The sequence below is a fragment of the Phenylobacterium aquaticum genome (assembly GCF_947378715.1).
Lineage (GTDB): Bacteria > Pseudomonadota > Alphaproteobacteria > Caulobacterales > Caulobacteraceae > Phenylobacterium > Phenylobacterium aquaticum_A.
The window spans coordinates 1-7025 of sequence record NZ_CANCLE010000185.1; the positions used below are offsets into that span (position 1 = coordinate 1).

Here is a 7025-nt window from a genome sequence, read left to right on the forward strand (position 1 = left end):
CGCACCGCCCCATAGGCGGCGCCGGGAGACCGGCTCAGGGCCTTGACCCGATAGGCGCCGTCGACGGGATCGAAGCCCTCGCCCAGGAACACGGCCGCCCAGGCGTCGTCGGGCCGGTCGGCGACCTCGGCGGGGTCGCGATCGGTCACAGCGCGGACGGCGGCGACGGTCGCGGTCTTCACCAGGGTCGGCTGTTCAAAGCCATAGCCCCGCGCCGCCAGGGCGTCGCGGACGGCCTGAAGTCCCGGCGCATCCGCCACCCGGAAGGCCGGCGACAGGCCGCGCGACCGATAGGCCGCCTCGATGGCGTCCAGCACAGCGGGATCATGCGGCAGGTTGTGGCTGAGCGGCACGGCGCTGGCCGCGCGGCGGATGGTGCCGGGATCGAGCCCCACCAGCCAGCCTTCGATCTCCAGCACCTCGTCGGGCGCCACGGCGGCCAGGGTCGCCCGCTCTATGGCCTCGATATCCGCCGCCTGGATCAACCCCGGTCCTTCATCAACCGGGCCTTGTCGCGTTGCCATTCACGGTCGGCCGTGGCCTGGCGCTTGTCGTGGTTCTGCTTGCCCTTGGCCAGCGCCAGCTCAAGCTTGGCCAGGCCCTTCTCGTTCCAATAGAGCTTGATCGGAATGATCGTGCGGCCCTCGCGCTGCACGGCCCCGATCAGCTTGCCGATCTGCTTCTTGTGCAGCAGCAGCTTCCGATGGCGGCGCGGCTCGTGATTGAAGCGGTTGGCGTGGCCATAGGGCGGGATGTCCGAATTGATCAGGACGATCTCGCCGTTCTCCACCGAGGCGTAGGACTCGGCGATATTGGCGCGACCCACGCGCAGCGACTTCACCTCGGTGCCGGTCAGCATCAGGCCGGCCTCGAAGGTCTCCTCGAGGAAATAGTCGTACCGCGCTCGCCGGTTCTCGGCGATCAGCTTGCCGGTCATCAGATCACGCCCGCCTCGCGCAATGCGGCGAGGACCTCCGCGCGCGAGCCTTCCGAGGCCGGCGCGATCGGCAGTCGGGCCGTCTCCAGGCAGAGGCCCAGATGGGCGAGGGCGAACTTGGTCGGCGCCGGCGAATTGTCGGTGAACAGCGCCTTGTGCAGACGCACCAGACGATCCTGCCAATAGAGCGCCGTCTTCCAGTCCCCCGACAGGGCGGCGTTGTAGAAAGCCGCGCAGAGATCGGGGGCGACGTTGGAAGTCACCGAGATGCAGCCATGGCCGCCATGGGCCATGTAGCCCAGCGCTGTGGGATCATCGCCGGACAGCATCACCCAGCCGGGCTCGCAGCCGATGCGCTGCAGCGTGGCGCGGGCCATGTCGCCGGTAGCATCCTTGATGCCGACGATATTGGGCAGCTTGGACAGCCGGATCAGCACGGCGTCGGAGATGTCGACGCTGGTCCGCGACGGGACATTATAGACCAGCACCGGCAGCTGGACGGCGTCGTTGATCGCCGCATAGTGGGCGTAGAGCCCCTCCTGGCTGGGGCGATTATAGTAGGGCGTCACCACCAGGGCGGCGTCGGCGCCCACGGTCTTGGCGTGACGGACCAGCTCGATGGCCTCGGCGGTGGAATTGGATCCGGCCCCGGCGACGACCGGCACGCGGCCAGCCACGGTTTTCACGCACAGCTCCACAACCCGACGGTGTTCGTCATGGCTGAGCGTCGAGGTTTCGCCTGTGGTGCCCACCGGCACCACGCCATGGACGCCGCCCGCGATCTGGCGCTCGACGAGGGCTATATAGGCCGTCTCATCCACCGCGCCGTCGCGAAAGGGAGTGACGAGCGCCGGCATGACGCCCTGGAACAAAGGATCGGACATGGTCTGCAAAAAGCCGTGAAAGCGAGGCCCGGTGTTGCGGCCTCATGATTTGGGCGGACAATATGGCGCGGTGGCCTCGCGCTGCAACTCATCTGCATATCTAATCGGATCAAACTAGGAGCGTTTCGTTTTGCCGTCCAAGGCCACCAAGGCAGTTGTGACCATCGCCATCGCCGCGATGGCCTTTGGCGTGGCCGAGGCTCAGCAAGCGCCTACGGACCAGCGACCCGAGGGTTCCACCACGCCCATCGAGCTGACCCAGACCCCGGCGACCGCCTATCGGGCCTCGCTGTCGGACGGCGATGCGGCCTCCCTCAAGAGCGCGCTTGATTCGGCGCGACGGGCGGATATCGGCGGCGCGCGCTCGGCGATCGCGGCGATTTCCGATCCGATCGCCCGCAAGATCGCCACCTGGGCGCTTGTCGACGCCAATTCGGATTCGCTGACCTTCTTTGACCTGGACCAGGCCCGGCGTGACCTGGCCGGCTGGCCCAGGGCCGTGCGCCGCCAGACGGCGGCGGAGAAACTGGTCGAGACCTCGGGCCAGAGCCCCGCCCAGATCATCGCCTGGTTCGGCGGCTCCGAACCCCTGACCCCGCAGGGCGCCATGGCCCTGGCCGGCGCCTACCGCGCGCTCGGCCAGAACGACGCCGCCGCCAAGCTGATCCGCCATTTCTGGCGCGACCGGATGTTCGAGGCCGAACCCCAGCGCCAGATGCTGACCCGGTTCGGCGATGTCCTGACCACCGAAGACCACGTCCGCCGCGCCGACGTCATCCTGTTCGGCGGCCAGGGACCGGCGGCCCGCGACATGATCCCGCTGCTGCCGCCCGACCAGCAGCAGCTGGCGCAGGCGCGGATCGCGCTGCGCTCCAATGTCGGCAACGCCCAGTCGATCGCCGCCAACCTGCCCGCCAGCGTGGCCGACAGTCCGGGCCTGGCCTTCGAGCGGGCGGTCTATTACCGCAAGCACGGCATGGAGGACCTGGCCCGGGGCCTGGTCGCCAAGTTCCCGACCGACCTGCCCTTCCCCGAAATGGCCGACCGCGTCTGGGATGAGCGCTATCAGCTGACCCTGTCGGCCCTGCGCGCGGGCGACGCTGCCGGCGCATATGCCGCGGCGGCGCACAGCGGCCTGACCACCGGCGCCGACGCCGCCGAAGCCGAGTTCTATGCTGGCTGGATCGCCCTGACCCGGCTGAAGAACCCCGCCGTGGCCGACACCCACTTCGCCGCCATCGAGCGGATCGGCTCCTCGCCCATCACGCGCGGACGGGCCTTCTACTGGCGCGGCCGGGCCGCCGAAGCCCAGGGCGACCAGGCCCGGGCCCAGGCCTATTATTCAGCAGGCGCCAAGTACTACACCACCTTCTATGGCCTCCTGTCGGCGGAGAAGGTCGACGGCGGGCGTCTGGTCATGGGCTATGACCCCCAGCTCACCCAATCCGACCGGACCCGGTTCGAGGGGCGCGAGACCGTCCGCGCCGCCCGCATCCTGATCGAGAACGGCAATCGCGACCTGTTCCGCACCTTCGTCCTGGCCCTGGACGACGTCCTGCCGACCGCCGAGGAAGAAGCCCTGCTGGTCGATATGGCGCGCGGCTATGGCGAGATCGACACCTCGATGAAGGCCGTGCGATCGGCCGCCCAGCGTGGCTTCATCCTGCCCCAGCGCGGCTATCCGGTCCGCACCCCGCCCGGCGCCTTCAACGCCCCGGAACCGGCCCTGGTGCTGGGCATCACCCGCCAGGAAAGCGGCTTTGACCCCATGGTGCGCTCCGGCGTCGGCGCGCGGGGCATGATGCAGCTGATGCCCGGCACCGCCGCCCTGGTCGCCCGCAAGGTCGGCGTCGCCTATTCCAGCGGCCAGCTGGACGACCCCGACTACAATATGCGCCTGGGCTCCACCTATCTGGGAGACCTGGTCGGCTCGTTCTCCGGGTCCTATGTCATGGCGGTCGCGGCCTATAACGCCGGTCCTGGCCGCCCGACCCTTTGGTCGAGCTACTGCGGCGACCCGCGCACCGGCAGCGGCGATCCCATCGACTTCATCGAGTGCATCCCGTTCAGCGAGACGCGGAACTATGTGATGCGGGTGATGGAGGGCATGCAGCTCTATCGCGCCCGGCTGAACGGCGGGACCACCCAGATCACCTTGTCGAGCGATCTGAAGCGCGGCGGCTACGGCTATGTGATCGCCACCGACACCGCCACGGCCGCGCCACCGGCCTCGGTCGTCAGCATGGCGCCGATCCCCAACCCCTAGGCGGTTTGGCGCCTAGTCCGCCACCAGCCCGTGCATGAGGCCGTCCAGGGTCACCTGGATCAGTTCCTCGGTCGGCGCCCATTCGAAGGTCGGCCGCAGGATCAGCAGCGCGACGACACCATGGCAGGCGCCCCACAGGACCTGGGCGGCGGAATCCGCCGTGCCGGTGCGCAGCCGGCCCTCGGCCGCCATTTCGCGCACCACGCCGGAGAAGATTTCATAGCAGCGGGCGCTGAGCTCGGCGGTGCTCTCGGCCCAGACGTCGGACACCGGATTGGTCCCTGAGAACACCAGCTGATAGGCGTTGGGATGCTCCAGCCCCCAGCGCATATAGGCGTCGAGCATCTGCTTGACCCGGGTGACCGGATCCAGCGGCTTGGCCGCCAGCTCGGCGTTGCGTTCCAGCAGCTGGATGATCGTCCGCTCGCAGATCTCGAGCAGGATGCAGCCCTTGTCGGGGAAGTGCATGTAGAGGGCGGTGGACGACACGCCGACCTCGTCGGCGATCTTACGGATGGTCGCGCCTTCGTATCCCTCGGCCACGAAGATTCGCTCCGCCGCCTCCAGGATCTCGGCGCGGCGCAGATGGCCGTCGCCCTTGGGTTTCCTCGCCGAGCGCCGCGTGGTCACTGCCGTGGTCACGGGGTTCCTTCCGTAATGACAACACTATGTTTTTCTTGTTCCGGCGAGCGGAAACCAAAACAGGTGACGTGGCAAGCCCGCTCGCTGGAAATGGGACATTTCCATGACAAATGGCCGCGCTGGGGCCGAAGCGGCCCCCGATGGCCGGTTCCCGACGATCCGCGCGACTGGACGGGCCGCGTCCGAACCGGCTAAGGCCTGCCCATGACCGCCTCCCGTCCCGCCGTCGCTGAAGCGCCCGGTGTCATGCGCACCCAGGGCTGGGCGGACTATGCCCTGATCGACTCCGGCCATGGCCGCAAGCTCGAGCGCTACGGCCCCTATCTGGTCGTGCGTCCCGAGCCCCAGTGCCTGTGGAGCCCGCGCCTGTCCGAGGCCGAATGGGCCAAGGCCGACGCCGTGTTCGACCCCACCGACGAGGAGGACGCCGGCCGCTGGCGCTTCCAGGGGCGGCCGAAGGAGACCTGGCCCCTGGGCTGGGGGGACGTGCGGTTCAACGCCCGCTTCACCGCCTTCCGCCACCTGGCCTTCTTCCCCGAGCAGGCCGCCAACTGGGCCTGGCTGGACCAGAAGGTGCGCGCCGCAGAAGGTCAGCCCAAGGTGCTGAACCTGTTCGGCTATACCGGCGTCGCCAGCCTGGTCTGCGCCGCCGCCGGCGCCGCCGTCACCCATGTGGACGCGTCGAAGAAGGCCATAGGCTGGGCGCGGGAAAACGCGGCGCTGTCCGGCCTGGAGGATCGTCCCATCCGCTGGATCTGCGAGGACGCGCGCCGTTATGTGCAGCGCGAGGTGCGCCGGGGCTCGCGCTATGACGGCATCATCCTCGACCCGCCGAAATATGGCCGAGGCCCAGACGGCGAGGTCTGGAAGCTGTTCGACAACCTGCCTGAGCTTTCCACCCTATGCGCCGAGCTGCTCTCGGAAAAGCCCGCCTTCCTGCTGTTGAACGCCTACGCCGAACGGATTTCCGGCGCGGCCCTGGCCGGCCTGCTCTCCGACAAGCTCTCCACCCGCGGCGGCCGGATCGAGTGGGGCGAGCTGGCGCTCTGCCAGGAGGGCGGCGATCGCGAGATCGGCATGAGCTTCTACGCCCGGTGGGCCGCGTGAGCGGCCGCGCCGTCACCTCCCTGACCAATCCGACGGTCAAGGCGGTCCGCGCCCTGCACCTGCGCAAGGAGCGGGAAGAGACCGGCCTGTTCGTGGCTGAGGGCTTGAAGATCGTCACTGAGGCGGTGGAACTGGGCCATGCCCCGCACATCCTGATGTTCGGCCGTGAGGCCGAGGGCCACCTCCTGCTGCGCCAGGCCGCCAAGGCTGCCGAGGCCGCCGGCGGCGAAGTGATCGAGGTCACCCAGGACATCCTGGCCAAGGTGTCCCGCCGGGATAATCCCCAGGCCGTGGTCGGCGTGTTCCGCCAGGTCTTCACCCCGCTCGCCGATCTCGATCCGAACAGCGCGACCTGCTGGATCGCCCTGCACCGGGTGCGCGATCCGGGCAATCTCGGAACCATCGTCCGCACAGCCGACGCCGCCGGCTGCGGCGCGGTGATCCTGGTCGGCGAATGCTGCGATCCGTTCTCGGTCGAGGCGGTCCGCGCCACCATGGGCTCAATCTTCGCCGTGCCGATCGTCAAGGCCACCGAGGAAGAGTTCGCCGCCTGGCGCCAATCCTGGCCGGGCTCGGTGGTCGGCACCCTGCTCACCGCCACGGTCGACCACCGCAGCGCGACCTACGCCAAGCCCGCCCTGGTGCTGATGGGCAATGAGCAGCAGGGCCTGACCCCCGACCTCGCCGCCCTCTGCGACGTCAACGTCAAGATCCCCATGCGCGGCCGCGCCGACAGCCTGAACCTGTCAGTGGCGACCGGCATCATGATCTACGCGGCGAGCTGAAGCTCAGCGGAATGCGAAGCTGAGCTTCGCCCCCAGGAACCGGCCGGACGGATCATAGCCATTGGCCGCCGCCGCCCCGCTGCGCTCCGCGCCCGGCTGAAGTCCGCAAAGAAATCCGAGCGATCCGGTCACATCCTCCGACCTGAGCCGGCGGTCCACCGAGGTCCGCGCGACACCCGCCTGCTTCATCGCATAGGCCTGGGCGTAGGGCTCTGCGAGGGTCAGGCGCACCTGAGGCGCGGGTCCGGTCGCCATCACCGCCGCATCCAGGGCGAGACGCGGATCGGTCGGCTGGGCTTGTGCGGCGGCGGCTCCAAGGCTGGCGAGCAACACGAACAGGGCAAGTCTCATGGAAGGCTCCTCCTCGGGGGAAGTTACGAGGCCCGGCGCATCATAGACGCGTG

8 protein-coding genes are annotated in these 7025 nt (G+C 68.8%); 3 read left to right on the forward strand and 5 right to left on the reverse strand.

Annotated features, from left to right (window positions below):
* The 3 genes from Q7P21_RS18075 to dapA all read right to left on the reverse strand — a co-directional run.
* Nucleotides 1-485: GNAT family N-acetyltransferase (locus Q7P21_RS18075; protein ID WP_304178307.1), on the reverse strand; the 485-nt coding region annotated here is incomplete at its 3' end.
* On the reverse strand, nucleotides 482-937 hold the full coding sequence (gene smpB / locus Q7P21_RS18080) for an SsrA-binding protein SmpB (RefSeq protein WP_304168709.1): 456 nt from the start codon (nucleotides 935-937) through the stop codon (nucleotides 482-484). The genes Q7P21_RS18075 and smpB, both read right to left, overlap by 4 nt.
* Entirely contained in the window at nucleotides 937-1821 is an 885-nt protein-coding gene (dapA, locus tag Q7P21_RS18085; protein ID WP_304168712.1) for a 4-hydroxy-tetrahydrodipicolinate synthase, read from the reverse strand. The genes smpB and dapA overlap by 1 nt, the downstream gene beginning before the upstream one ends.
* 157 nt (nucleotides 1822-1978) lie before the next feature.
* Between dapA and Q7P21_RS18090 the strand changes: the two genes are divergently transcribed.
* The gene (locus Q7P21_RS18090; protein ID WP_304178316.1) at nucleotides 1979-4087 is read left to right on the forward strand and encodes a lytic transglycosylase domain-containing protein; all 2109 of its coding nucleotides are present in this window, start codon (nucleotides 1979-1981) and stop codon (nucleotides 4085-4087) included.
* A 12-nt stretch (nucleotides 4088-4099) separates the two neighbouring features.
* Here the strand turns inward: Q7P21_RS18090 and Q7P21_RS18095 are convergent, their stop codons facing one another.
* Nucleotides 4100-4729 (reverse strand): TetR/AcrR family transcriptional regulator, encoded by a 630-nt coding sequence (locus Q7P21_RS18095; protein ID WP_304168717.1) that lies wholly within the window; start codon nucleotides 4727-4729, stop codon nucleotides 4100-4102.
* 204 nt (nucleotides 4730-4933) lie between these two features.
* Here Q7P21_RS18095 and Q7P21_RS18100 point away from each other — a divergent pair, with 204 nt between their 5' ends.
* Together Q7P21_RS18100 and Q7P21_RS18105 are read left to right on the forward strand one after the other, a co-directional pair.
* A complete protein-coding gene (locus Q7P21_RS18100) occupies nucleotides 4934-5836 on the forward strand; it encodes a class I SAM-dependent methyltransferase (protein ID WP_304178326.1) in 903 nt (300 codons plus the stop codon).
* Nucleotides 5833-6621 (forward strand): RNA methyltransferase, encoded by a 789-nt coding sequence (locus Q7P21_RS18105; protein ID WP_304178338.1) that lies wholly within the window; start codon nucleotides 5833-5835, stop codon nucleotides 6619-6621. Before Q7P21_RS18100 ends, Q7P21_RS18105 begins: the two co-directional genes overlap by 4 nt.
* 3 nt (nucleotides 6622-6624) lie before the next feature.
* Here the strand turns inward: Q7P21_RS18105 and Q7P21_RS18110 are convergent, their stop codons facing one another.
* Complete coding sequence (locus Q7P21_RS18110) at nucleotides 6625-6972, reverse strand: hypothetical protein (RefSeq protein ID WP_304178348.1); 348 nt, start codon at nucleotides 6970-6972, stop codon at nucleotides 6625-6627.
* Between the last annotated feature and the right edge of the window lie 53 nt (nucleotides 6973-7025).

Excerpts from the sequence above, each read along its gene's own strand:
- dapA (WP_304168712.1), bottom strand. The coding sequence starts at position 1,821 with ATGTCCGATCCTTTGTTCCAGGGCGTCATGCCGGCGCTCGTCACTCCC.
- smpB (WP_304168709.1), bottom strand. The coding sequence starts at position 937 with ATGACCGGCAAGCTGATCGCCGAGAACCGGCGAGCGCGGTACGACTAT.
- Q7P21_RS18110 (WP_304178348.1), bottom strand. The coding sequence starts at position 6,972 with ATGAGACTTGCCCTGTTCGTGTTGCTCGCCAGCCTTGGAGCCGCCGCC.
- Q7P21_RS18100 (WP_304178326.1), top strand. The coding sequence starts at position 4,934 with ATGACCGCCTCCCGTCCCGCCGTCGCTGAAGCGCCCGGTGTCATGCGC.